Consider the following 2,152-nt stretch of genomic DNA (forward strand, 5'->3'; position numbering starts at 1 on the left):
GGTTTAGTAACCACATATTAATATGACTACATCAATTTAATCAAGGCTATACAGCTACGCTGGTTAGCTAACCGTAATGTCATGTGGTTGCATATCATAGATGACAAGCGTAGGGAAAGTATTTATACTTCGTCACGAAGTTGACCAGACAGTCGCTGCTTCGCTTTGATTCTCTTTTGAAGAAGAAAGCGGGGGAGAGGAAAGTCCGGGCTCCATAGGGCAAAGGTGCCAGGTAACACCTGGGAAGTGTAAACTTACGACTAGTGCAACAGAAAGCAAACAGCCGATGGCACGCGACTTGATACCAAAGCAGCGTAATCAGGCAAGGGTGAAAAGGTGCGGTAAAAGCGCACCGCGTGGCTGGTAACAGCTCACGGCACGGTAAACTCCACCTGGAGCAAGGCTAAAGAGAGGTTTCAAAGTGCGGCCCGCACTAAAACCCGGGTAAGCTGCTTGAGCCAACGCGCGAGCATTGGCCTAGATGAATGACTGTCTACGACAGAACCCGGCTTAACGGTCAACTTCACTTTCACTTTTATAATTATTTTAGTTTAATAGCATAGCAATATCAGCGCTCTCGGTTTTAGACAGTAGCGTAGCATTGAATCGATTATTAATTAATCACTTTTGGTATTATGTTAACTTTTAATATTACGTGTTTCGCGAGCAAACAAATAAACAATCGAACCGAGCAAAAAAATAACAGCTAATATCACAAATGGGAGTATAACTATATTTTCAGAACAGTTTTCTTTACTTTTACCAATCAGAGTACTTAACAAAATGGGGCCAATCATTTTCGCAGTAGCACCTACTCCATAACCCAACCCTAGACAAGTAGAACGTATCTGATTAGGAAACATTTCACTACCGAAAACATTAATAATGCTAAATGCACCATCACCAAACATCATGACTATGAAGATACCTACAAAGAAAATCCAATCAGCAGAAGTAATATTAATACCTATCATATGCATGATAGTAGTAATGTGTTGATATAGTGCGGCAATTATACAGCCGAGAGCCGCTATCAAACCACATGCAAAGAGTGTCCAACGTCGTCCAATATAATCAGAGATCCATGCAGATATTAATCTGCCTGTAATATTGCCAAAAGCAATTATCATAAATAAAGTATTTACCATACTAAGAGAAAAATGTAATAATTGATTTAAAAGTATTTGCCCCCATGATTGAATTACAAAACACCCTAGGATAAAACAAAAAGATCCTACCGCAATAATAGTAATTTCTTTAGGATAAGACTGAATTATCTTTCGATAAGACAATTTTTCATGATCAATAAATTGATAATGAGGTAGATTAATCATTTGCCATTCTGGAATATTCAGAACCCAAGCATAAGATTTTTGAGCATCCTGAAAGCGTCTTTTTAAAACTAAATATCGTGGTGATTCCGGAATAACTTTTACCCAAGCTAGTAGTAAAACGGGTAGATAACTAATAGAGAACATTTCTCTCCAACTCAAAATATCAGCAAGATAACGTGTAGTAAGAGCCCCAAAAAATAACCCCAAGGGAACAAAAGCTAAAGAAATACCAGTAAATATACCTCGCTTTTTTACCGGTAAAAATTCTTGAATATAAGGTACAGCAATCACATTAAAACCGCCAACAGCTATACCGACACCAATTCGTAAAACCGATAAATATATCCAGTTATTTGTAGGTGTCAGAGCAGAAAATCCAGTACATATGACTAGCATCACAAGACAGAATAGAAATGATTTTTTTTTACTATGGTGATCAGTATACCAACCCCAAACAATTGCACCGATAATTATTCCTACTCCAGCGCTTGAGAAAATTAATCCGCACTGTGTTCTGCTTAATGACCATTTGGGGTCTTGCATCAGCAGAGTCATAACAAAATTAAATAAAAAAAAGTCGAAAAATACTAAAATGTTTCCAATCATGATAATGAATATCAGATATTTTTGATTTTTAGTCAGAGATATAGAATCTAGTTGCTCTGTAAAGATAAAATTTAATTTTACTGGTTGCATATATAGTTTGATATTCCTTGTATATTTGATATGTTTCAAAAAAGTAATACGTTTTAAACTAGTTAATTAAATAGTGTTTATTAACCTGTTTTGTTTATCTTCAAGTACCTTTTATTTACTGC

The 2,152-nt window shown here is 36.2% G+C and carries 1 protein-coding gene and 1 other RNA gene; one reads left to right on the forward strand and one right to left on the reverse strand.

The features are described 5' to 3' along the window. Nucleotides 1–136: 136 nt before the first annotated feature. An RNA gene (gene rnpB / locus CEX73_RS02575) (RNase P RNA component class A) lies at nt 137–529 on the forward strand. Between the two features lie 109 nt (nt 530–638). Here rnpB and CEX73_RS02580 read toward each other — a convergent pair. Next, nucleotides 639–2,030 carry an MFS transporter gene (locus CEX73_RS02580; RefSeq protein WP_101627031.1) on the reverse strand — a complete coding sequence of 464 codons (1,392 nt, stop codon included), beginning with the start codon at nt 2,028–2,030 and terminating at the stop codon, nt 639–641. Nucleotides 2,031–2,152 lie beyond the last annotated feature (122 nt).

The organism is Candidatus Palibaumannia cicadellinicola, from assembly GCF_002855795.1.
Lineage (GTDB): Bacteria > Pseudomonadota > Gammaproteobacteria > Enterobacterales > Enterobacteriaceae > Baumannia > Baumannia cicadellinicola_C.